Annotated in this window: 21 protein-coding genes; 14 read left to right on the top strand and 7 right to left on the bottom strand. The window is 73.9% G+C overall.

From position 1 onward, the window contains the following. Window positions 1-31 precede the first annotated feature (31 nt). Genes ABD143_RS11920 through ABD143_RS11910 form a run of 3 tightly spaced genes read left to right on the top strand, consistent with a single transcriptional unit; the run spans window position 32 to window position 3,931 of the window. Window positions 32-1,516 carry a lipopolysaccharide biosynthesis protein gene (locus ABD143_RS11920; RefSeq protein WP_343975752.1) on the top strand — a complete coding sequence of 495 codons (1,485 nt, stop codon included), beginning with the start codon at window positions 32-34 and terminating at the stop codon, window positions 1,514-1,516. Continuing rightward, the gene (locus ABD143_RS11915) at window positions 1,513-3,522 is read left to right on the top strand and encodes a hypothetical protein (RefSeq protein WP_343975749.1); all 2,010 of its coding nucleotides are present in this window, start codon (window positions 1,513-1,515) and stop codon (window positions 3,520-3,522) included. Before ABD143_RS11920 ends, ABD143_RS11915 begins: the two co-directional genes overlap by 4 nt. A 1-nt stretch (window position 3,523) precedes the next feature. Next, on the top strand, window positions 3,524-3,931 hold the full coding sequence (locus ABD143_RS11910; protein ID WP_343975746.1) for a hypothetical protein: 408 nt from the start codon (window positions 3,524-3,526) through the stop codon (window positions 3,929-3,931). Between the two features lie 12 nt (window positions 3,932-3,943). Here the strand turns inward: ABD143_RS11910 and ABD143_RS11905 are convergent, their stop codons facing one another. Next, window positions 3,944-5,413 (bottom strand): NAD-dependent succinate-semialdehyde dehydrogenase, encoded by a 1,470-nt coding sequence (locus ABD143_RS11905; RefSeq protein ID WP_343975743.1) that lies wholly within the window; start codon window positions 5,411-5,413, stop codon window positions 3,944-3,946. A gap of 60 nt (window positions 5,414-5,473) precedes the next feature. Here ABD143_RS11905 and ABD143_RS11900 point away from each other — a divergent pair, with 60 nt between their 5' ends. From ABD143_RS11900 to ABD143_RS11890, 3 genes are read left to right on the top strand one after another with little or no spacing between them, the layout of a single operon-like run. After that, complete coding sequence (locus tag ABD143_RS11900; protein ID WP_343975740.1) at window positions 5,474-6,652, top strand: acyl-CoA dehydrogenase family protein; 1,179 nt, start codon at window positions 5,474-5,476, stop codon at window positions 6,650-6,652. An 11-nt stretch (window positions 6,653-6,663) separates the two neighbouring features. Further along, window positions 6,664-7,680, top strand: a complete 1,017-nt coding sequence (locus tag ABD143_RS11895; protein WP_343975737.1) for an acyl-CoA dehydrogenase family protein — start codon at window positions 6,664-6,666, stop codon at window positions 7,678-7,680. A 29-nt stretch (window positions 7,681-7,709) separates the two neighbouring features. Beyond that, entirely contained in the window at window positions 7,710-9,248 is a 1,539-nt protein-coding gene (locus ABD143_RS11890) for a protein kinase domain-containing protein (RefSeq protein ID WP_343975734.1), read from the top strand. Between the two features lie 4 nt (window positions 9,249-9,252). Here ABD143_RS11890 and ABD143_RS11885 read toward each other — a convergent pair whose 3' ends face one another. Continuing rightward, complete coding sequence (locus ABD143_RS11885; protein WP_343975731.1) at window positions 9,253-9,711, bottom strand: pyridoxamine 5'-phosphate oxidase family protein; 459 nt, start codon at window positions 9,709-9,711, stop codon at window positions 9,253-9,255. Between the two features lie 86 nt (window positions 9,712-9,797). On the opposite strand from ABD143_RS11885, the gene ABD143_RS11880 reads away from it, so the two are divergent. The 4 genes from ABD143_RS11880 to ABD143_RS11865 all read left to right on the top strand — a co-directional run bounded on the left by ABD143_RS11880 (window position 9,798) and on the right by ABD143_RS11865 (window position 13,568). Then, window positions 9,798-10,928 (top strand): NAD(P)/FAD-dependent oxidoreductase, encoded by a 1,131-nt coding sequence (locus tag ABD143_RS11880; protein ID WP_343975728.1) that lies wholly within the window; start codon window positions 9,798-9,800, stop codon window positions 10,926-10,928. A gap of 88 nt (window positions 10,929-11,016) precedes the next feature. Then, window positions 11,017-11,352: a YciI family protein gene (locus ABD143_RS11875; RefSeq protein ID WP_343975725.1), complete on the top strand. Its 336-nt coding sequence runs from the start codon at window positions 11,017-11,019 to the stop codon at window positions 11,350-11,352. Window positions 11,353-11,354: 2 nt separating this feature from the next. After that, the gene (locus ABD143_RS11870) at window positions 11,355-12,593 is read left to right on the top strand and encodes an RNA polymerase sigma factor (RefSeq protein ID WP_343975723.1); all 1,239 of its coding nucleotides are present in this window, start codon (window positions 11,355-11,357) and stop codon (window positions 12,591-12,593) included. 129 nt (window positions 12,594-12,722) lie between these two features. Continuing rightward, window positions 12,723-13,568 carry an SGNH/GDSL hydrolase family protein gene (locus ABD143_RS11865; protein WP_343975720.1) on the top strand — a complete coding sequence of 282 codons (846 nt, stop codon included), beginning with the start codon at window positions 12,723-12,725 and terminating at the stop codon, window positions 13,566-13,568. 5 nt (window positions 13,569-13,573) lie between these two features. Here ABD143_RS11865 and ABD143_RS11860 read toward each other — a convergent pair whose 3' ends face one another. The 3 genes from ABD143_RS11860 to ABD143_RS11850 all read right to left on the bottom strand — a co-directional run bounded on the left by ABD143_RS11860 (window position 13,574) and on the right by ABD143_RS11850 (window position 15,608). Then, complete coding sequence (locus tag ABD143_RS11860; RefSeq protein WP_343975717.1) at window positions 13,574-14,731, bottom strand: FAD-dependent monooxygenase; 1,158 nt, start codon at window positions 14,729-14,731, stop codon at window positions 13,574-13,576. 116 nt (window positions 14,732-14,847) lie between these two features. Then, window positions 14,848-15,282, bottom strand: a complete 435-nt coding sequence (locus ABD143_RS11855) for an SRPBCC family protein (protein WP_343975714.1) — start codon at window positions 15,280-15,282, stop codon at window positions 14,848-14,850. Beyond that, window positions 15,279-15,608 carry an ArsR/SmtB family transcription factor gene (locus ABD143_RS11850; protein WP_343975711.1) on the bottom strand — a complete coding sequence of 110 codons (330 nt, stop codon included), beginning with the start codon at window positions 15,606-15,608 and terminating at the stop codon, window positions 15,279-15,281. The genes ABD143_RS11855 and ABD143_RS11850 overlap by 4 nt, the downstream gene beginning before the upstream one ends. A 117-nt stretch (window positions 15,609-15,725) precedes the next feature. On the opposite strand from ABD143_RS11850, the gene ABD143_RS11845 reads away from it, so the two are divergent. From ABD143_RS11845 to ABD143_RS11830, 4 genes are read left to right on the top strand one after another with little or no spacing between them, the layout of a single operon-like run. Then, window positions 15,726-16,061 carry an ArsR/SmtB family transcription factor gene (locus ABD143_RS11845; RefSeq protein ID WP_343975708.1) on the top strand — a complete coding sequence of 112 codons (336 nt, stop codon included), beginning with the start codon at window positions 15,726-15,728 and terminating at the stop codon, window positions 16,059-16,061. Then, window positions 16,058-16,540: an SRPBCC family protein gene (locus tag ABD143_RS11840; protein WP_343975705.1), complete on the top strand. Its 483-nt coding sequence runs from the start codon at window positions 16,058-16,060 to the stop codon at window positions 16,538-16,540. The genes ABD143_RS11845 and ABD143_RS11840 overlap by 4 nt, the downstream gene beginning before the upstream one ends. After that, a complete protein-coding gene (locus ABD143_RS11835; RefSeq protein WP_343975703.1) occupies window positions 16,537-17,220 on the top strand; it encodes a DUF899 family protein in 684 nt (227 codons plus the stop codon). Before ABD143_RS11840 ends, ABD143_RS11835 begins: the two co-directional genes overlap by 4 nt. Further along, window positions 17,220-17,648: a hypothetical protein gene (locus ABD143_RS11830; RefSeq protein ID WP_343975700.1), complete on the top strand. Its 429-nt coding sequence runs from the start codon at window positions 17,220-17,222 to the stop codon at window positions 17,646-17,648. Before ABD143_RS11835 ends, ABD143_RS11830 begins: the two co-directional genes overlap by 1 nt. A gap of 16 nt (window positions 17,649-17,664) precedes the next feature. On the opposite strand, the gene ABD143_RS11825 is transcribed toward ABD143_RS11830, so the two are convergent. Then, window positions 17,665-19,254, bottom strand: coding sequence for a bifunctional 3'-5' exonuclease/DNA polymerase (locus ABD143_RS11825; protein ID WP_379660073.1), 1,590 nt, complete (start codon window positions 19,252-19,254; stop codon window positions 17,665-17,667). 86 nt (window positions 19,255-19,340) lie between these two features. Beyond that, window positions 19,341-20,885 (bottom strand): FAD-dependent oxidoreductase, encoded by a 1,545-nt coding sequence (locus ABD143_RS11820; RefSeq protein WP_343975694.1) that lies wholly within the window; start codon window positions 20,883-20,885, stop codon window positions 19,341-19,343. Between the last annotated feature and the right edge of the window lie 18 nt (window positions 20,886-20,903).

The raw sequence follows: 20,903 nt of genomic DNA, 5'->3' as shown, positions 1-20,903 counted from the left end.
AGACCACCAGCGTCCGCACGGTCACGGTGGCATGACGCACCGGCACCCGATCCCGCTCCCGGCGATCGTGCGGCCGGACCACCGCGGGCGGACCCACCCGGACCCGAGAGCCGACCCACCGACCCAGGCGTTCGACCCGGCCAACGCGCGGACCGTGCGGATCCCGGTCGTCGTGCCCGACACCGTCCGCATCGCCACGGTGCACAACGGCGGGCGGATCGCCGCAGCCGAGGGTTCCGGGCCTCCCGGGCCCGACACGGGGCTGCACGACGGGCTCGCGCTCTCGGTCAGCTCCTTGATCGGCTCCGCTGCCGGGTTCATCAGCTGGCTCATCGCCGCGCGCATCATGCCCACCGCCGACGTCGGCAACGCCCAGCTCGTGGTGTCGGCGTTCATGCTGGTCGGCGGGGTGTCCCAGCTCAACCTCGGCGTCGGGCTGATGCGATGGGTCCCGAACGCCGGCCAGGGCACGTCGCGGCTCGTCCGGCGCTCGCTGCTGCTGATGATGCCGCTCTCCGGGGCGATCGGCCTGGTCTACGCGCTGATCACCCCGCGACTGGCCGCAATAGCGGCTGGGCCGGACGGGCCCTTCGCGCTGGGCCTGCTCGTGTTCGGGCTCGCGTGCACCGGATGGGTCGTCTTCATCGTCCATGACTTCCTGCTGGTCGCGCTCGGCAAGCCGTGGTGGACGGCCTGGCGCAACGGGCTATTCGCCGTGGTCCGCCTCGGGCTGCTCCTCGCGCTCGGCGGGGTGCTCACGCTCGGCGAGTTCGGCGTGGTGCTGTCGTGGGTCGCCCCGATCGTCGTGTGGATCGCCCTCGGCACCGTGGTGATCGGCGTGCTGTCCCGCCGGGCCACCGCCCGCGCCACCACGGACAGGACGCCGTGCCGGGCCGACATCATCGGGTTCCTGGCTCCCACCGCGGTGTCGCAGGCGGCGATCTCGCTGCTCTACAACCAGATCCCGGTGCTGGTGAACGTCCGGTTCGGGCCCGAGGTCGGCATCGTCTTCTTCATCGCGTGGCAGGCGGTCATGGTGATCGACCTCGCCGCCGTCTACTTCATGGACTCGATGTCGGTCAGCGTGGGGCGGGAGCCGCACCGGATCAACGAACTGGCAGCGGCCGCCCGCCGCCGCCTCATGATCATCTTTTTGCCGGCGCTCGCACTCGGGGCCGCTCTCGCCAGACCGCTGCTGATGATCTTCGGTGCCGAGTACGCCGCGGCCGAGAACGTGCTGCGCCTGCTGCTTCTCGGCCTGGCGTTCCGGCTGGTCGTCGCGCACGAGCTCGGGGTGCGGCAGGCCATCGGCTGGGGCATCGGCTTCGCCCGGCTGCAGCTCACCAGCTCGGTGCTGGTCCTGCTGGTCGCCATCGTCGTCCCGGTGACCGGCGGGGGGGTCTCCGCGCTCATGCCAGTCGCCATCGGGTACGTCGCTGCCCAGGTGATCTCCGCGGCGGCCGTTCTGCTCTTCCCGGCCCGGCGCCGGGCCGACCTGGAGGTGCGCTCGCCGTGACTTCTACCGACGGGCGCTCCGCCGGCTCCGCCCGTTATCCGGGTGCCCCGCAGCCCCCGCCCGCACGCCCGGCCCCGCCGCCCGCACGCCCGCCTGTTCGGCCGGGTCCGCGCGCCGCCGAAGCACGGGTCGAGGGCGCCACCACCGCGCTCCCTACGCAACGGCCCCGTCCACGCCCCCGACAAGCACCTCCTCCGGCGCCGCCCGCTGAGCCGTCGGTCGGGATCTTCCGCTGGCTCTCGCCCCTGCTCGCGCTCGCGGCCGTCGCGTTGCTGCCGGTGGCTGCGGCCACCACGGACCTGGCGGCCCTGGACGGCTGGGGGCTCGCGCGGGTGCTCGGGCCCGCGGGCTGGGCGTCGCTGCTGTGCGCTGTCGGGGCCTGTGCCGTCGAGCTGTGGTCGCCGCGCCCGCGCATCCCGATGCTCGGCGCCGCGACCGCGGTGCTGATCCTGTGCTCGTTCGGGATGCCGTCGGTGGTGGAGCCGGCCGCCAGGTTCACCACGGCCTGGCTGATCTCCGGGTTCGTCGACTCGGTCGCAGGCGACGGAACGCTCCCGCAGGGCGTCGACGCCCGGTTCTACAACCCCGCGTTCTTCGCCCAGTGGGCGTTCTTCCGCGACGCGGGCGGCGTGACCCAGCTCGACTCGGTGCTGCGCTGGTTCCCGCCGGTGATCGCCGGCGTATGGGGGATCGGCGTGTACGCGCTGGCCCGTTCGATGCTCGGGGGCACGCGGGCGCCGTGGGTGGCGGCGTGGTTGTTCCTCGGCCTGAACTGGATCGAGCAGGACTACTTCTCCCCGCAGGCCATCGGCATCGTGCTGATGCTGACGGTCCTGACGTTCGCGCTCGGCCCGCTGGCCACGCGGCGCACGGACGCAGCAGGCGTACCCGGCTGGCCCGCCCCGCATACCGGTGCCAAGCGGCTACCGCTGTGGCGGCGCTGGATCGTGGCGGCGAAGACGCCGCCGAACCGGCCGAGCCTGCCACCCCGTCAGCTGCTGCTCATCTACTTCTGCGCCGCGCTGTGCCTCATCGCCGTCGCACCCGAGCACCAGCTCACCCCGTTTGCGATCATTGGCCAGCTGGTCCTGCTCGCGATCGTGGGGCGGTTCCGGGGCCGTGGCCTAGTCATGATCGCGATCCTCGCCGTCGTCGTCTGGCTCCTGATCGCCTCGCGCGAGTTCTGGATCAACCAGCTGAGCCTCATCACGGGCTCGTCCGACTCGGGCAGCGCGATCCAGGCCGGCGTCGCCGATCGCCTGGCCGGTGACACCGGCCAGGTCGCGGTGAAGTACCTGCGGATCCTCGTGCCCGGCTGCACGTGGTTGCTGGCCATCTTCGGCGCGTGGGTCTACTGGCGCCGACGGCGGGACCTCGTCCCGATCGCGCTCGCCGCGGTGCCCATGGGCATGGCGGCCGTGCAGAGCTACGGCGGTGAGCTGTTCATCCGCATTGTGCTGTACGGACTTCCGATCCTCGCCATCCTCGGTGCCGACGCCCTGCGTGCGCTCGTGCGTTGGCGACGCGGGATGGAGTACGTGCTCGCCGTGGGGATGGCGCTGCTGTTCGGGTCGATCATCCTGATCCGCGGAGGCAACGAGGCCTACATGATCGTCTACCCCGACGAGGTGGCCATGGTGCGCGAGGTCTACGCCACCACACCCCCGGGTTCCTCGGTCATCCCGCTGATCAACGTAGGCCCGTACGCCCTCGAGGGTGTCGGCACCTTCAGCGGCGGGAAGAACATCGAGGGCTGCGCCCAGCTCGCCGACGACCCGATCCGCTGCGTGACCGAGGAGGACCCGGACGTCCTGCTCACGTTCGACTCGGTGGAGGCGTCAGGCCGTTTCCTCGGCACTGGCGAGCACAAGACCCTGCAGCCGCCTGGCTGGTCGCTGCAGGTCGTGCAAGAGCTGGTGGCGTCCGGCAAGTACGTGATCACCTACCAGAACGGGTACGACGTCGTGCTCCGCAAGACCCCTACCGCACCGCCCCCGGGAGGCTGAGATGATTGATCCGGCCCTGGATATCTGGGTCTGGGTGAGCTGCCTCGTGCTGCTCGCCCTGCTGGGCGCGCGGGCCTGGGTCGTGGAGACCGGGCGGGGGAGGCTCGGCCGCACCCCGGTACGGGTGCGGGTGCTCTCGGGCGGGGTCGTCCTCGCGGTGATCGGGCTCTTCGGCATGCTCGCGATGCAGGGCGGGGTGCTGCTGTTCGACTCGATCGTCAACGGCACCGACCCGGCGGCGGTCTACTACGGCAACAATGACGCCGGGGCGAACGCACCGGCTCCGGACCCGGCCGCGCCGGCCGACCCCGGCGCCCAACCCCCGGCCGGACCGGCGCCGGCCGGTGCACCCCCGGCCGGGGCGCCACCCGCCGGTGGGGCGGCCGCGCCCGCGGCGCCGAGCGGATGACCGACGACCCGGCTAGCCGCCGAAGCCGATCGCCACGTACTTCGTCTCGAGGAACTCCTCGATCCCGACGCTGCCGCCCTCGCGGCCGAGCCCGGACTGCTTGATCCCGCCGAACGGGGCGGCCGGGTTCGACACGAGGCCGGTGTTGAGCCCGACCATGCCGGACTCCAGCCGCTCCGACACCCGCAGCGCCCGCGTGATGTTCTCCGTGAACAGGTAGCTGACCAGGCCGAACTCCGTGTTGTTGGCCGCCGCGACCGCCTCGTCCTCGTCGTCGAACTCGGTGATCGCCGCGACCGGGCCGAAGATCTCCTCCGCGCTGAGCCGGGCTGCCAGCGGCACCTCGGAGAGCACGGTCGGCGGGTAGAAGTAGCCAGGCCCGTCCACGGGGTCGGCGCCGACGTGCACGCGGGCTCCGCGGTCGAGGGCGTCGCGGACGAGATCGTTGACCTTGTCGCGGCCCTTCGCGTCCACGAGTGGGCCGACCTGCACACCCTCCTCGGTGCCGCGGCCCACCTTGAGCGCGCCCATCCGCTCCGCGATCCGTTCCGCGAACGCCGACGACAACGAGCGGTGCACGAGGAAGCGGTTGGCGGCCGTGCACGCCTCACCCATGTTGCGCATCTTGGCGAGCATCGCTCCGTCGACGGCCTTGTCCAGGTCGGCGTCCTCGAACACCAGGAAGGGCGCGTTGCCGCCCAGCTCCATGGACGTGCGCAGCACCTTCTCCGAGGCCTGCTCGAGCAGTAGCTTTCCGACCGCGGTCGAGCCGGTGAAGGAGAGCTTGCGCGCGCGCCCGTCGCGGATCAGCGGCTCCATGACGCCGCCGGCGTCAGAGGTCGTGACGAGGTTCAGCACACCGGGCGGCAGCCCCGCCTCGGCCAGGATCGCGGCGAGCGCGTGCATCGACAGCGGCGTCTGGGCGGCGGGCTTGAGGACCATCGCGCACCCCGCCGCAACGGCCGGGCCGATCTTGCGGGTGCCCATGGCGGCCGGGAAGTTCCACGGCGTGATCAGCAGCGACACACCCACCGGCTGCTTCTGCACGAGGAACCGGCTCGCCCCGTTGGGCGCCACGGCGTAGCCACCGTCGATCCGCACGGCCTCCTCCGCGAACCAGCGGAAGAACTCGGCGGCGTAGGTGATCTCGCCCTTGCTCTCGGCGATGGGCTTGCCCATCTCCAGCGTCATGAGCAGCGCGAGGTCGTCGATGCGCGCCATCATCAGCTCGTAGGCGCGGCGCAGGATCTCCCCACGCTCCCGGGGCGCCATCGCGGCGAACTGCTGCTGGGCGGCGGAGGCCGCGGCGAGCGCATCCATCCCGTCGGCGGGTGATGCGTCGGCCACCTCGCACAAGGTCTTCCCCGTGGCGGGGTCGTCGACCGCCAAGGTGGCGCCGGCCGCGGCCGGCCGCCACTCACCACCGATGAACAGTCCGGTCGGCACCGAATCGACAACCCTGGCCTCGTCGGAGTTCGTCATGCGGGCGATGCTGCCATCGCGGGCCGCCGAACGCAGGGAACGTGTGAGGGGGGAGGCAAGATGGGGCCGGTGACGTCGACGTTGCCCCGGCTGCCGGCCCTCGTGCCACCCCCCGCCGACCTCCCGCCCCGAGCCGCCGCGTTGCGCGCCGACGTGCGGGCGTTCCTGGCCGAGGAGCGGGCCGCCGGGCTCTGGACGCCCCGCGCGGACGTCTGGCTCTCCGGCTGGGACGAGCGGTTCACCCGCGAGCTGGCCCGCCGCGGCTGGCTCGGCATGACGATCCCCCAGACGTACGGCGGGCACGGTGCCTCCCCGCTCGACCGGTACGTCGTCACCGAGGAGCTGCTCGCCGCCGGCGCACCCGTCGCGGCGCACTGGGTGGCCGACCGGCAGATCGGGCCGACCCTCATGCGCTTCGGCACCGATGCGCAGCGGCGGCGCTTCCTGCCCGGCATCGCGGCGGGCGAGGTGTACTTCGGGATCGGCATGAGCGAGCCCGACGCCGGCTCCGACCTCGCGGCCGTCCGCACCCGCGCAGTGCAGGTGGACGGCGGCTGGGAGCTGACCGGCACCAAGGTCTGGACGTCCGGAGCCCACCGCGCGCACGCGTTCTTCGCGCTCGCCCGCTCCGGCCCACGCGACGAGCAGAACCGGCACGCCGGGCTCTCGCAGTTCATCGTCCTGCTCGACGCCCCGGGTGTGCAGATCCGCCCCATCCCGCTGCTCACCGGCGCCCACCACTTCAACGAGGTGGTGTTCGACCGGGTGTTCGTGCCCGACGACATGGTGCTCGGGGAGATCGGCGCGGGCTGGCGGCAGGTCACCGGCGAGCTGGCGTTCGAGCGCAGCGGGCCCGAGCGGTTCCTGTCGACGTTCCCGCTGCTCACGGCGCTCGTGGGCGAGCTCGCCGGAACGAAGGGGAGCGAGCGGGAGATCGGTGGCCTCGTCGCCAGGCTCTGGACGCTGCGGCGGATGTCGCTGGCGGTGGCGGCCTCATTGGAGTCGGGAGAGGCACCCGAACTGGCCGCCGCCGTCGTCAAGGACCTGGGCACGCGCTACGAGAACGAGGTGATCGACGTCGCCCGGCTGCTGGTCACCATCCCGCCCGACCCGGGCGCCGAGGGTGGCTACGCCCGGCTGCTGGCCGACGCGGTGCTGCACGCGCCCGGGTTCACCCTGCGCGGCGGCACCAACGAGGTGCTGCGCGGGATCGTCGCGCGCGGGATGGGGCTGCGATGAGTAGCGAGAGCATGACCACCGAGAACGCCGAGCTGGCCGCGCTCGCCGAGTCCGTGTTCGCCGACGCCCGCGCCGAGGGCACCGGTTTCGACGCCGGGCTCTGGTCGACGCTGGAGGAGACGGGGCTCGCCCGGCTGACCCTCCCGTCCGACGCCGGTGGCAGCGAGGGCACCCTCGCTGACGCCGCCGTGGTGCTCGCGGCAGCGGGCGCGCACGCGGCGCGGGTGCCGCTGGTGGAGACCGACCTGCTGGCCGGCTGGCTGCTGCACACGTCGGGGATCGAGCTTCCGGCGGGCCCGCTCACGGCCGTGCGCGGCGAGCTGGACGTCGACGGCGACCGGGTGCGGGGACGGCTCGCCCGGGTGCCCTGGGCGCGCGCGGCCGCGAGCGTGGCCGTCCTGACACCTGCGCGGGTCGTGCTGCTCGGCCCGGACGCGCTCACCGTCACCGACGGGACGAACGTGGCGGAGGAGCCCCGGGACCTCGTGCAGGTCGCCGGTCCGGCCCTGGCCGTAGCACCGGCCCCCGGCGAGGTGGCCGAGGAGCTCCGGCTGCGTGCCGCGCTGGGCCGTGCCCTGCTGCTCGCCGGGGCCGCGCGGGGCGCGCTCGCGGCATCCGTCGGGTACGCAGGGGAGCGGGAGCAGTTCGGCCGCCCGATCGGCCGCTTCCAGGCCGTGCAGCAGCAGCTCGCGCTGGCTGCGGCCGAGGTCGCGGCGGCGTCGGCGGCCGCGTCCGCCGCTGCCGCGACCGCTATGGCCGGGGGCATCCGCTCCGACGCCGGCCGGTTCGCGATCGCCGCGGCCAAGGCCCGCACGTCCGAGGCGGCCGGGGCCGTCGCCCGGATCGCCCACCAGGTCCACGGCGCGATCGGATTCACCCGCGAGCACGACCTGCGGCTCCTCACGACCCGCCTGTGGGCCTGGCGCGACGAGGACGGATCGGATGCCGAGTGGAACGCACACCTCGGCGCAGCCGTGCTCGCGGCCGGCGCGGAAGGGCTCTGGCCTCAAATCACAGGGGAGCCGTGACGTTCCGAAACCGGTAGCGTCCACGCGCGATGGACCAGGAGCATGCCGGGACCGAACCGGCCACGGTGGGTCGCTATCGAGTGACGGGCGAGCTCGGCGTCGGGCCGATGGGCCGCGTGCTGATCGGAGTGGACGAGGCCGGCCGGCAGGCCGCGGTCCGGGTGGTGCATCCGCAGCTGGCCGCCGAGCCGGGGTTCCGCGACCGGTTCCGCCACGAGGTGCAGGTGGCAGCCACAGCGCCGGCGTGGTTCGTCGCCCCCGTGCTCGACGCCGACCCGGACGCCGATCCGCCGTGGCTCGCCATCGCCTACGTCGAGGGCCCGCCGCTGCATGTGTTCGTGGCCCAGCACGGGCCGCTCGGGCGCCAGGGCACGGTCGCGCTCGCCGTCCGGCTGGCCGAGGGGCTCGCGGCACTGCACGGCGCCGGGCTCGTGCACCGCGACCTGAAACCGTCCAACGTGGTGCTCGCCGCTGACGGGCCCCGACTCGTGGACTTCGGGATCGCGCGTGCCGGCGACGGCACGCCGTTCGCACGCGGGCCCGTGATGGGCGCCCCGGCGTTCCTGTCGCCGGAGCTGGTGGCGGGGGTCCGGGACGTGGGCCCGGCGAGCGACATCTTCTCCTTCGGCTCGGTGATCGGGTTCGCCGCGGCAGGCCGGTCGCCGTTCGCTGACTCGTCGCCTGCCGCGGAGGCGCACCGCGTGGCTGCCGCACCGGCCGACCTCGGCCCGATCGACGCGGGCCTGCGCGACCTCGTGCTGGCGTGCCTGGCCAAGGACCCCGCGGCCCGGCCCACCGCGGCGCAGGTGCGCGACTGGCTCCGGACCATCGACGATCCGAACGCCGTCGGCGCGCCGACGGTCGCCGCGCCCGCCATGGCCGCCCCCACGGTCGTCGCCCCTGCGGTCGTCGCCCCCACGGTCGTCCAACCTCATGCCGGCTCAACCCACTACGGGCCCCCGCACCAGGTTCAGCCGCCATTGCCCCCGTACGGAGGAGGGCCGCGCAGGCGCCGGGGAATGCTCGCCGCCGTCGTCGCGGCTGTCGTCGCGGTCGCCGCCATCGCGGTCGTCGCTGTGGTGCTGCTCAACCGCGGGGGCGGCGCCCCCCCGCCCACCGCCGCTCCGCAGGCCACCGGTGGACCGCAGGCCCCGCCCGCCGCGCCGAGCGCCGCGGCCGACGGCGTCCAGGTGTTCGACGTCGCCACCGACAACCGGTTCGGCTCGGGCAGCGCGCGCTTCGCCACTCCCAGCGGCAACATCGCCTGCGCCCTCGCGACCGGCGAAGCCCGCTGCGACGTCCGCGAACGGAGCTGGCAGATCCCCGCGACCCCCGCCGGCTGCGACCTCGCCTACGGAACCGGCGCCGTTCTCACCGCCGGTCAGAAGGGGAAGCTGTCCTGCGTCGGCGACACACTGTCGGACCCATCGCTGCAGGTGCTCGCCTACGGGCAGGCCGTTCGCCTCGGCGACGTCGTGTGCACGAGCCGGGAGACCGGCGTCCGCTGCGAGGACGGGCGAAGCGGGCACGGGTTCGCGGTCGCTCGCGCGTCGTACGAGCTGTACTAGGACACTAGCTGCGGGGGATCTTCCGGAAGTCCCAGCTCGTGATCTTCTCGGGGGTCAGGCGCAGCCAGGCGTGGCGGCCGTCGCGCCCGATCGTGCCGCCTGAGTAGCGGTCGGCGAACGCCTGCTCCGGGCCCTCCAGTTCGGCCACCGGCTCCCCGGTGCGCGGCACCTCGCCCACCACCTCGACGCGCCCGCGCAGCTCCACCCCACGCAGCTCGCCGTACTCCTCCCCGGCGTCGACGACAACCGCGACGCGGGGGTCGCGCATCAGGTCGGTCCACCGCTGGCTGCGTGCCAGCGACGTCAGCCACAAGGCGCCGCCGTGCCAGGCGAACCACAGCGGGGTGACGTGCGGGCCGTCGGCGCTGCTCGTGGCGACGCGGCAGGTCCGCTGCTCGGAGAGGAACGCGTCGACCTCCTCCTGGGTCATCGCGATCTTCCGGGCCCGCCGCTGTTCCTTCATGGTCAGGACGCTAACCCGTCGCATCCGTGAGCGACGCGCGTATCCCCGCGCAGGCCTGTGGCCCACCGGGAGGGTAGAACCGGGGCGTGGACGACCTGGTCGACATCGCGGTGGTGGGAGCGGGCCCGGCGGGCGCGGCCACTGCCCTGCGCGCCCTGCAGTTGCGGCCCGACGCGAGCGTGCTGCTGCTCGACGCCGCGGCCTTCCCGCGGGACAAAACCTGCGGCGACGGCGTCTCCGCGCACGCGATCGAGCTACTCGGCGCGCTGGGCGTGCCGAGTGTGGCCGGACTCGGCCGCGCGGTCCCGCGGCTGCTGCTGCACAGCCCTGGCGGGCATGTCGTGGATCGCACCTGTGCCCGGCCCAACCGGGTGATCCCCCGCGCCGTGTTCGATGCCGAGCTGGTGTCGGCCGCCGTCGTGCGCGGCGCCCAGCTGCGCAGGCACCGCGTACGCAGCGCGGAGATACTGCCCGACCGCGTCGTCCTGGACGGCCGGATCGCCGCGCGGGTGGTGGTCGGGGCGGACGGGGCGAACTCGACCGTCCGGCGGTTGCTCGACCCGCCCCCCGCGCCGCCGTCGGCCGTGGCCGTCGCGATCCGCGGGTACGCGCCGTCCCCGAAGGACCCGGACGCGCTCGTGATCGAGTTCGCCCACGGGCGCCACCTGGCGTACGCCTGGTCGTTCCCGCTGGCCGGTGGCGGGGCGAACGTCGGGTACGGGGTGTTCGACCGCAGGGGGACCGGTACCAGGGCGGATCTCCTCGCGGCCCTGCGCGAGCTGCTCCCCGGCCAGGAGCCCGAGCCGGAGACGATCCGCGCACACCACCTGCCGCTGTCCACCGCGCCGCGCCACCAACCGGACGGGCGGGTGCTGCTCGCCGGGGACGCGGCGTCGCTGGTCAACCCGCTGACCGGCGAAGGGATCTTCGACGCGGTGGCTTCCGGGGCCCTGGCCGGGCGGGCGGCGCTGCTCGGCTCGGCGGCGGGCGCCGCGCACCGCGGCGCGATGCGGCGGACGTTCGGGCGGCACCACGCGCACACGGGTCTGCTCGCCCGGCTGGTGCCGCAGGGCCGGTTCCTCGACGCGGCCGTGACGGCGGCGGCCCGCCACCAGTCCGTCTTCGACACCGCGGTCGAGCTGGGTCTCGGCCGCGGCACGGCGTCGCTCGGGGCCCTGGCAAGGATCGCCGCGAGCTACGCGACGATCGGCCGCTGACCGCTCGCCCGTGTCGAGAGCGGGTGCTCGGCTACGACGTCCTCGTGGGAGGTGCGGAGCGACCGCGCCGGGCGGGAGGGGAGCACCCGTGAAGTACCTGTTGCTGATGTACAGCGGACCGGTCGGCCGCGCCGACGACCTGACGCGGGAGGTCGCGCTGCTGGAGGTCGCCGAGTCGGGGGAATGGCTCGACGGGGGCCCGATCGCTGACGCGGGGCTCACCCGCACGGTGCGCGTGCGCGACGGCGTGGCCGCCTCTTCACCCGGCCCGTTCCGGACGGGCCCCGCGCAGCTCGCCGGGTACTGGGTGGTGGACTGCGAGGACGTGGAGCGGGCCGTCGAGCTCGCGGCGCGGCTACCCGAGGCGGCCACCGCCGCCGTCGAGGTCCGGCCGCTGATGGGTCCGTCCGGGATGGAGATGTGACGGTGGGGCAGCTCGACAGCGCAGGCGTCGCCGACCTGCTGCGCCCGCTCGCGCCGCAGGTGCTGGCAGTGCTGGTGCGCAGGCACGGCCAGTTCGACGCTTGCGAGGACGCCGTGCAGGAGGCGCTGCTGGCCGCCGCGATGCAGTGGCCTACCGAGGGCGTGCCGGCCAACCCGCGTGGCTGGCTCCTCAGCGTCGCCGGGCGGCGCCTGGCCGACCAGTGGCGCAGCGAGAACGCGCGCAGGCGGCGCGAGACGACCGCCGCGGCCCTCGACGGATTCGACGGGGCCGCCCCCGCCGCCGACGACGACCGGCTCGTCGCCGCGGACGACACCCTCACCCTGCTGTTCCTGTGCTGCCACCCCGCGCTCTCGCCCGCGTCGCAGGTGGCGCTGACGCTGCGGGCCGTCGGCGGCCTGACGACCGCGCAGATCGCGAGCGCGTTCCTGGTGCCGGAGACGACGATGGCGCAGCGAATCAGCCGGGCCAAACGCTCGGTCGCCGGGGCCGCGTTCGAGATGCCGGCCCCCGCGGAGCGGGCGGGGCGCCTCGGCGCGGTGCTGCACGTGCTCTACCTGGTGTTCAACGAGGGCTACGCGGCCACGTCCGGCCCGGACCTGCAGCGTCCCGACCTCACCCGGGAGGCCGTGCGACTGGTCCGGCAGGTGCACAGGCTGCTGCCCGACGACGGGGAGGTCGCCGGGCTGCTCGCGCTGATGCTGATCACCGAGGCCAGGCGCCCCGCCCGCACCCGGCCCGACGGGGCACTTGTCCCGCTCGCCGAGCAGGACCGCTCCCGCTGGGACCGCGGCCCGCTCGAGGAGGGAATCGCGCTGATCTCGGCCACCATGGCCACCTCCCCGGTCGGGCCGTACCAGCTCCAGGCGGCGATCGCGGCGGTGCACGGGGAGGCGGATCGTGCTGAGGGCACCGACTGGGCGCAGGTGGCCGAGCTCTACCGGGTCCTGGCGGTGGTGGCGCCGGGGCCGGTGGTCACGCTCAACCGGGCCGTCGCTGTCGGTATGACGGACGGACCGCGGGCCGGACTCGACCTGCTGGCAACCCTCGACGACGACGCCCGCCTCGCGGCGGGCCACCGGCTGCTGGCCGTGCGCGCGCACCTGCTGGAGATGGCGGGGGACCTGGGGCGGGCGCGAGAGGCGTACGCCGAGGCGGCCCGCCGCACCACCAGTACCCCGGAGCAGCGATACCTGGAGGCGCGGGCTGCGTCACTGAGCTGAATTGCGGCGCGTCCTGGCGCGTACCGGCAGTAACGCCAGCCGCGCTCGGTCGTTCAATATCATGTGCGCCGCCGCCGGGCCCTCTGGGCCGCCCCGGTCCTGATCTCGACTGCACTGACCGCCGCCGTCGTGTTCCCCGCGAGCGCCGCGGCCGGGGCCGCCGAGCAGGCGCCGGCCCGCAGTTACGTCGCGCTCGGCGACTCCTACGCCGCAGGCCCGCTCATCCCGTTGCAGACCGGGATCCCCGCCGGGTGCCTGCGGTCGACCCGCAACTACCCGTCGGTCGTCGCGCAGAGCCTGGGCGTCCCCGACTTCCGCGACGTGAGCTGCAGCGCTGCCACCACCGAGCACCTCAGCGGCCCGCAGTCGGTGCCGCTCGGCGTAAGCCCCCCGCAGTTCGAGGCCCTCGCGTCCGACACGGAGCTCGTGACCCTGACGATCGGCGGCAACGACATCGGGTTCGGCGAGATCATCAACGAGTGCGCGACGCGCTCGCCGCTCCAGCCGACGGGCGCCGCGTGCCGCGACTTCTACCACCCCGGCGGCCGCGACGAACTCGCCGAAAGGATCGCTGCCGCCGCCCCGGACATCGACGCCGCGCTCGCCACGATCCGCGACCGCGCCCCGGCCGCGCACGTGCTGCTCGTCGGCTACCCGGCGATCCTCCCCGACACCGGGCCCGGCTGCTTCCCGGTGGTCCCGTTCAGCCCGGGCGACGTGGCCTACCTGCGCGGCGTGGAGAAGCAGCTCAACGCGATGCTCGCAGACCGGGCCGCCGCGGCGGGCATGGACTACGTCGACACCTACACCCCCACGGTTGGCCACGACGTCTGCCAGCTCCCAGGCGTCAAGTGGATCGAGGGCCTGGTGCCCACCGCCCCCGCGTATCCGGTGCACCCGAACGCGCTCGGCATGGCCGCGATGGCTGCGGCCGTGGTCGACGCCGTCGAGCACGACACCGCGATGGCCGGCTGAGCCTTCTATCGGACGAAAGAGTCGCTCGTGCCGGCGGCGTCGAACCGGAACTGCGCGATCAGCGCCTTCGTGGCCACCGCTGTGGGCACTCGCCGGAACACCGCGTCGCGCAGCCGCGCCGCCGGGCCGGTCATCCCCAGCAGCCGGTTCATGCGCCTGGCCTGCCGCTGAAAATCGGCCGTGCGAGGACACCGCAGGGCGGAGTACCGGGCGAGCGCCGCCGGGACGTCCTTGACGGTGGCGCCGGTGAGTGCGGCGCCGAGGACGGCGGCGTCCTCAAAGGCCTGGCAGGCGCCCTGCCCCAGGTCCGGGGTCATGGCGTGGGCGGCGTCGCCGAGCAGCGCCACCCGGCCGCAGACGAACGTCGGCAGCGGTGGGTGCAACTGCTCGGTCTCGGTGACGTGCACGGTCTCGGGCGGCGTGGCGCTGATCAGCGCTATGACGCTCGGATGCCAGTCGGCGCGCCGCGCCAGCAGCCAGCGCTGCCATGCGCCGGGCTCGTCGGGCGGGGCGCCGGTGCGGGCCGTGCGCCAGGTCGAGTACCAGTACACCCCGCCCTTGGCCATCGGCAGGCAGCCGAACCGCTCGCCGCTGCGGTGGTCCGCCAACTCACCGGGGACCAGGTCCAGCGCGTGCCGATCGACCGGTGCGATCGCCCGCACCGCGTGCTCACCGGATCCCACGAGGCCCGGATGCTGCGGGAACAGCGCGGCGCGCAACCGGCTGCGCGCCCCGTCGGCGGCGACGACGAGGTCGGCGCCTGCGAGCGCCTCGTCATCGGGGCCGTCGACCGTGACGTCGGTCAGCACGGTGCCGGCGGGGAGTGCCGACGCGAGCACCCCGTGCAGCCACGACCGCGGTGCGACCACGAAGGGGGCGCCCGCCGCACGCTCCAGCGCCTGCTGATCGCTGACCAGCAGCGGGCGGCCGAGCCGATCGCGCAACCCGGCCCCGGTGCGCAGCGGGTCGGCGAGCGCGCGGATCTGGCCGCCCAGACCGAGCGCACCGAGGGCGAGGACGCCGTTGGGCGGCAGCCCGATCCCGGCCCCGACCTCGCTCACCTCCGGCCGCCGCTCCAGCACCGCGACCCCGTGGCCTGCACGATGCAGCGCGAGTGCCGCCGCGAGTCCCCCGAGTCCGCCGCCGACCACCACTGTGCGCATGACAGCCCCCCAACGCTTGTTGAGACCATAGCGCTCGAGGCTCTACGGAAGGTAGAAGTTTGAGCGAGCGCCGTACCGAGATCTCGACCGGGTGCTCCTGGCGCAACCAGGCGTGGTCACACCCCCTTCTCCAGCCGGTTGAGCAGCTCCTCCCAGCCCTGGCCGGTGGCCTCGTAGTCCGACGGCCCGCACTCCGGGCCCGTCCAGCTGTTGGTGAGTACGACCTCGGTCCGCCCCGGCTCGACCTCGCGGAACTCGACGGTGACGGTCTCGTCGCTGATCCGGTCGGCGGGCGTCTGGGCGTGGTGGGTGAAGGTGAACGACACGCGCGTCGGTCGTTCGAGTGCCAGGTACTCGCCGGTGAACCCGTTGACGACGCCGTCCTCCTCGTGCATCTCGATGTGGTACCGGCCGCCGACCCGCACGTCGGCGTCGACGACCGTGGCGTACCAGCGGCGCATCTGGTCGGGCTCGGTCCACGCGGCGTACAGGGCCTCTGGCGTGGCCGAGACGACGCGCCGGACGGTGACGGTGTGCGGGACGACGGTCATGGGCTCTCCTCCGGTGGTGGGCTGACGAATGCTTCGAGGGCGTCGAGGCGGTCGTTCCAGAACCGCTCGTAGAAGCGCAGGTGGTCAGTGGCTGCGGCGAGCGGACGTGGCTCGAGCCGGCAGACGTGCCGCCGCCCATGGACTGTGCGGTGCACGAGCCCGGCCCGCTCCAGCACCTTGACGTGCTTGGACGCCGCTGCGAGGGAGATCGGGTGCGGGGCCGCGAGCTCGCCGACCGTCTGCTCCCCGGAGGCGAGAGTGCGGACCATTGCCCGGCGGGTGGGATCGGAGAGGGCGTGGAAAACGGCGTCCAGTTGCTCAACCACTCGGTTGAAGGTACGGGACAGGATCACCAACCGTCAACCGATCGGTTGAGGATCCACCTCTTGACTTCGGCGCTATTGTGAACCACATCGTTAATTAACCGACTGGTTTGGTAGGTCATGGCAGACGACGCGCTCAGCACCACCTTCGCCGCGCTCGCCGATCCCACGCGCCGGGCGATCCTCGCCCGCCTCGCCGGAGGGGAGGCCACGGTCACCGAGCTGGCGGAGCCGTTCGCGGTGAGCCTCCCGGCCATCTCGAAGCACCTGAAGGTGCTCGAGAAGGCGGGCCTGATCACCCGGGGCCGCACGGCGCAGTGGCGACCGTGCCGGCTGGAGGCCCGCCCGCTCGGCGAGGTCGCCGACTGGGTGGAGGAGTACCGGCGGTTCTGGGACGGCAGCTTCGACCGCCTCGCCGAGCACCTGCGCGCGGTCCAGGAGGGAGAGGCGCGATGACCGATCGCCCGCGCACCCCATCCCAGCAGCGGCAGTTCACGATCACCCGAGTCCTCGAGGCCCCGCGGGAGCTCGTGTTCCGCGCCTGGACCGAACCGGCGCGGATGGCCGCGTGGTTCGGCCCGCGCGGCTGTACCACCCCGCTGTCCACGATCGCGACCGACGTCCGCCCGGGTGGCACGTGGCGAGCGACCATGATCCGCGACGACAACGGCGCCGAGTACCCCACCGGCGGCTTCTACATCGAGGTCAGCGAGCCCGAGCGCCTCGTCTTCACCTGGCGCGAGCCAGGGTCGGGCGAGGAGTCGGTGGTGACCGTCGAGCTCGCCGACCTCGGCGGACGTACCGAGATGACGTTCCACCAGGCCGGATTCAGCAGCGGCGAGACCCGCAGCGGCGTCCACGAGGGCTGGGCGAGCTCGTTCGAGCGCCTCGCTGACCTGTTCCCACCCGAGACCACCCCGAGGAGTACGCCATGAGCACCCGGACGATCACCCTGCCGCCCGTCGTGTCCGCCGAGGAATGGGCCGCGGCGAGCGCGGAACTGCGTGCCGCAGAGAAGGAGGCCACGCGCGCCCGTGACGCGCTGGCGGCCCGCCGGAGGCGCCTGCCGATGGTCGAGTTCGGCGCATATACCTCCGAGGGCATTGGCACGTTCGAGGGCGTCGTCGGTCAGGCTTCTTTGGTGGACCTGTTCGAGGGTCGCCGCCAGCTCATCGTCTACCAGTTCATGGGCGGGCCACGCTGGTGTGAGGGCTGCTGCATATTCACCGACCAGATCAGCCGACTCGAGCACCTGCACGCTCGCGACACGACGTTCGCCGTCGTCTCGACGGCCCCCTACACCGAGATCGCGCAACTGCGGGAGCGCATGGGGTGGCGGGTGCCGTTCTACTCCAGCGCGGGCAACGACTTCGCCGCCGACTGCGGCGCCGGAGAGGGCTTCGGGCTGAGCGTCTTCCTCCGCGACGGCGACCGCGTCTACCGCACCTACTTCACGACGGGCAGGGGCGTCGAGCAGCTCGGCAGCGTCTGGAGCTTCCTCGACCTGACGCCGCTCGGACGCCAGGAAGAGTGGGAGGACACCCCGGATGGCCGCCCGCAGACCCCGCCTTACCAGTGGTGGCGGCTGCACGACCAGTACGGGGACGAGTCCTGATGGGTCTGACCACGGAGGCGCTCGAGCCGATCGTCGGCGCGTGGGCGTCACGTGGCCGGACGGTGGCCCGTCGTGGCGAACCGTCGATCACGATCGAGGGCACCGATGTCTACGAGTGGCTCGACGGCGGGCTTTTCCTCCTGCACTACGCGGACGTGCGGGTGGCGGGGGAGCAGGTGAGCGCCCTCGAGGTGATCGGCGAACCGGACGGCGACGGGTTGCTCATGCGCTCGTTCGACAATGGCGGGAGGACGGGCACCATGCGCGCCACCGTCGACGACCGCGGGGTGTGGACCTTCGCCGGCGAGACCGAGCGCGCCCGCCTGACCGTCGCCCCCGACGGGCGCACGATGGCGGCGACATGGGAACGCCGGGTGGGCGATGGGTGGGGGCACTGGATGGACATGGAGTTCACGCGAGCCCGCTGAGACCACCTCTGGCCGCTCAGCGCTCGTCGTAGCCCTCGACGATCCGCGGCTGCATCGGGAAGCGCACCGGCGTGTCGCCGAACAGCCGCCGTCCCGCCGTGACAGCGGCGGTACGGACGGCCTCGGCGGCAGCTTCGGCCTCCTCGGCCGGAGCGTGCAGCAGCACCTCGTCGTGCTGGAAGAACACCAGCACCGCCCGGCTTCCCGCGGAGCGCAGCAGCATCCGCAGCTCAGCGAGGAGCACGAGCGCCCACTCGGCGGCCGTCGCCTGCACGACGAAGTTGCGTGTGAACCGGCCGCGGGCCCGCGCGGCGGCGGGCTGCTCGTGCCCCGGCCGGGCAGGTGGGCAGGTGCGGCCGAGGTGGGAGCGCACCAGGCGGCCCTCCTCACCCGCGCGGGCCGCATCCTCCACGTAGGCCATCGCGGCCGGGAACCGCTTGCGCAGCGTGGCCAGCAGCACGCCCGCCCCGCCGGAGGTCTGCCCGTACATCGCCGACAGCAGGGCGAGCTTGGCCTTGGCGCGGTCGCCGGCGAACTCGCGGGCGGCGAGCGCCGTGTAGAGGTCCTCGTCGCCGGGGGCGAGCGAGTGGTCGCCGGAGAGCGCTGCGAGCATCCGCGGTTCGAGCTGGGCGGCGTCGGCGGCGACGAGCTTCCAGCCGGGGTCGGCGCGTACGGCAGCCCGGACGGCCTTCGGGATCTGCAGCGCCCCGCCTCCGCGGGTGGCCCACCGGCCGGAGACGACCCCGCCCACCACGTACTCCGGCCGGAACCGCCCGTCGGCCACCCACGTGCGCAGCCACGACCAGCCGTGCGCGGCGTGCAGCCGGGCGAGCTCCTTGTAGGCGAGCAGGGGTTCGACGGCCGGGTGGTCGATCCGCTTCAGCTCCCAGGAGCGAGTGGTCTCCAGCTCGTGGCCTGCGCGGGCGAAGGCGCGCAGCACCTCGGCGGGCGAGTCGGGGTTGAGCGGGCGTCCGAAGGCCTCGTTCACTGCGTCGGCGAGCGCAGCGAGCTTCGGCGGGCGGCCACCGAGCAGTGGCTTCGGGCCGAGGAGGTCGACGAGCAGCCGGTCGTGGACGTCGATGCGCCAGGGCAGCCCGGCCGCGGTCATCTCCTGCGCGACGAGCATCCCGGCCGACTCCGCCGCGGCGAGCAGCCGCATCCCGGGAGTGGCGGCGGAGAGCCTACGTTGCTGCGCCGCGTGCACGGCCACGATGTCGGCGAGCTCGTCGGTCGAGGGGCCCGCGTCGAACAGCGCGGGCGGGCCGTCGTCCCCGGCCGGCGGGTCGGGGACGGGGGTGCGGCCCTCCAGCCGGGCGACGGCGGCGGCGAGCCCGTGCGGCTGCCCGAACTGCCCGTCGGCGGCTACGAGCAGGCCTTCCACCAGCTCGATGTCGTGAGCGCGGGCCACGTCGACACCTCCGGCGAGGAGCCGCCGGTAGCCGCGCGCCCTGGCGAACACCCAGCGCGGCGCGTGCTCACGCTCCACGCAGGCGACGGCGGCGAGGTCGGACAGCGTCTCGGGCGGACCGAGCGGGCTGCCGTCCTCGGCGAGCCGCTGAACGCGAGCGGGCCCATCAAGCGGCCCAGGATCGAGTGCGACCCGCACGGTCTTGGCCGACGGCACACGCCCAGCCGCTACGGCAGACACCGCCGGTGTGTGCGGTGCCCGGACGGTGTGTGCGGTCGAAGGGTTCACCGGCGGCGCGGCAGGAGGCCTGCCAGCAGGCCGCGCTGCGGGCCCCCGCGGATCTCCTCCGGGCCCGCGCCCACCTCCGCGAGCACGTCGTTGGCCGCCAGTACCCCGGACACCGCCGCGCGTTCCATGAGGCCGGTGAGGAACGGGGTGTCGACGTGGTCGCCCGCGACCCGGACGCCGCGGCCCTCACCGGTCACGGCGAGCCGTGAGCCCGCGCCGCCGGGCGGGAACGTGGGTGCCGTGGCCTCCAGGCGTTGCTGCAGGTGCACGACCTCGGCCTGGGCGGTCTCGGGCCACAACGCGGCCAGCTCGGCCCGCATCCGGGTGGTGGCCGTGTCGGCGTCGGGTGCAGTGCACGCGTAGGAGTGCAGCTCCACCACCGAACCGCCGGTGCGCGCCGCCCACTCGGCGGACGGGCGTTCCAGCCGCGAGTAGACCGTGACCGAGTCGAGTGTGGGCTCCCGGCTCACCGCGTTGAACGTGGCGCGCTCCGGGGCGACGTCGCGGCCGAGCCAGAGCCGGGTGACGGCGAACGGCGGGGCCACCGCCAGCGCCGCAGCCTTCGCCGCAAGCCGGGGCGCGACCTCGGCGACCTGCGGCGACGCGGCCAGCAGGGCCCGCAGCGCAGGCGGCTCGGTGGCGAGCACCAGGTGGCGGGTGGTGACTGACCCGCCGTCGACCTCGACCCGCCAGCCGTGCGCTGCGGCGGGGGCGAGCGCTCGGGCGGGGGTGCCCCTGCGGATCTCCGCGCCGTGCTTCTCCAGGTACGCGGCGAACGGCTGCCAGATCGCGGTGAGGTAGTCGGCGGCGGGGGCGTCGAAGCCGATGCCGTCGGGGTTGCCGAGGAAGTAGTAGTGGAACATCGCGATCAGCTCGGCGGCCGAGAGCACCCCCGGGTCGGCGAAGAACGACCGGGCAAACGCCTCGAACAGCATCGCCTGCGCGCGATCGGACATGCCGAGCGCGGCGAGGAACCGTGCGGCGGGCACCTCGTCGAAGATCGCGGTGGTGCGCGTGCGGTCGTAGGCGAGCAGTTCGGCGGCCAGTGCCTGATCGGACCGGAGCAGGTCGCGCAGCCCGAGGCTGGGGGAGCGGGCGAAGAGCGCCAGCAGGTTGAGCGGCGGGGCGGTGGGCAGGCCGGTCAGGTCCTCAGCGGGCCACTGCCGGGAGATGACCGGGTATCCGCCGACCGGGCGCAGGAAGCCGAGCTCGGGATCGATGCGGCGCAGCAGCGCACGCCAGGTGTGGTAATGCCGGAAGAACGCGTGGAAGCCGTGCTCGACCACCTGCTCGGCGCCGTCGGGCAGCGTGTGCGGCCACGCACCGAGACGGCCGCCGAGCGTCGGCGCCGCTTCCAGCAACGTGACGGCCACGCCGCGCTCCGCGAGCACCACCGCGGCGCTGACCCCGGCGATCCCCCCGCCCACGACCACGGCCTCCGTGCCGGCGGGCGCCTCGCGGGGGAGGCGGGGATCGGCCGGCACCATCGCACGGGGGCGCATCCGCAGCGGCGCCGCCCGCGCGGTGAGGTCGGGAGTCACGGCCATGACCTTATGTCC

Origin of the sequence: Pseudonocardia aurantiaca (assembly GCF_039526725.1) — a bacterium.
GTDB lineage: Bacteria > Actinomycetota > Actinomycetes > Mycobacteriales > Pseudonocardiaceae > Pseudonocardia > Pseudonocardia aurantiaca.
Note: the sequence above shows the minus strand (reverse complement) of the source record. Positions and strands in the feature narration are given on the sequence as shown.

Coding starts and splice junctions, on each gene's coding strand:
- ABD143_RS11855 (WP_343975714.1), bottom strand. CDS start 15,282: ATGACCGTCGTCCCGCACACCGTCACCGTCCGGCGCGTCGTCTCGGCC.
- ABD143_RS11895 (WP_343975737.1), top strand. CDS start 6,664: ATGACCACCGAGAACGCCGAGCTGGCCGCGCTCGCCGAGTCCGTGTTC.
- ABD143_RS11860 (WP_343975717.1), bottom strand. CDS start 14,731: ATGCGCACAGTGGTGGTCGGCGGCGGACTCGGGGGACTCGCGGCGGCA.
- ABD143_RS11885 (WP_343975731.1), bottom strand. CDS start 9,711: ATGAAGGAACAGCGGCGGGCCCGGAAGATCGCGATGACCCAGGAGGAG.
- ABD143_RS11905 (WP_343975743.1), bottom strand. CDS start 5,413: ATGACGAACTCCGACGAGGCCAGGGTTGTCGATTCGGTGCCGACCGGA.
- ABD143_RS11900 (WP_343975740.1), top strand. CDS start 5,474: ATGGGGCCGGTGACGTCGACGTTGCCCCGGCTGCCGGCCCTCGTGCCA.
- ABD143_RS11920 (WP_343975752.1), top strand. CDS start 32: ATGACGCACCGGCACCCGATCCCGCTCCCGGCGATCGTGCGGCCGGAC.
- ABD143_RS11910 (WP_343975746.1), top strand. CDS start 3,524: ATGATTGATCCGGCCCTGGATATCTGGGTCTGGGTGAGCTGCCTCGTG.
- ABD143_RS11890 (WP_343975734.1), top strand. CDS start 7,710: ATGGACCAGGAGCATGCCGGGACCGAACCGGCCACGGTGGGTCGCTAT.
- ABD143_RS11830 (WP_343975700.1), top strand. CDS start 17,220: ATGGGTCTGACCACGGAGGCGCTCGAGCCGATCGTCGGCGCGTGGGCG.
- ABD143_RS11845 (WP_343975708.1), top strand. CDS start 15,726: ATGGCAGACGACGCGCTCAGCACCACCTTCGCCGCGCTCGCCGATCCC.
- ABD143_RS11835 (WP_343975703.1), top strand. CDS start 16,537: ATGAGCACCCGGACGATCACCCTGCCGCCCGTCGTGTCCGCCGAGGAA.
- ABD143_RS11840 (WP_343975705.1), top strand. CDS start 16,058: ATGACCGATCGCCCGCGCACCCCATCCCAGCAGCGGCAGTTCACGATC.